At 43.1% G+C, this 262-nt stretch carries 1 protein-coding gene; it reads left to right on the top strand.

Annotated elements, in window-relative coordinates:
• A partial coding sequence (locus tag AAEZ02_RS22765) for a type I restriction endonuclease subunit R, EcoR124 family (RefSeq protein ID WP_351125360.1) occupies positions 1-262 on the top strand: 262 nt, incomplete at both ends.

Genomic DNA, 262 nt, shown 5'->3' with positions numbered 1-262 from the left:
AGCTTAATCAACATCAAGATCAGGCTAGTATCGAACTCACGCTTAACGAGTTGCATCGATCATTTTCATCGTTAACTCAAGGTGAACAAAGGTACGCTAAGCTCTTCTTGCACGACTTGCAACGCGGCGATGCTGAGATAATTGAAGGCCATAGCTTTAGGGACTACATCAACGACTACAAAGGTAATGCGGAGAATGCACAACTAAACGCAGTTGTTAACGCTTTAGGTTTAGATAGAAGCCTACTAGTAACGCTAATGGG

Origin of the sequence: Shewanella sp. T24-MNA-CIBAN-0130 (genome assembly GCF_040310185.1) — a bacterium.
GTDB lineage: Bacteria > Pseudomonadota > Gammaproteobacteria > Enterobacterales > Shewanellaceae > Shewanella > Shewanella psychromarinicola.
Note: the sequence above shows the minus strand (reverse complement) of the source record. Positions and strands in the feature narration are given on the sequence as shown.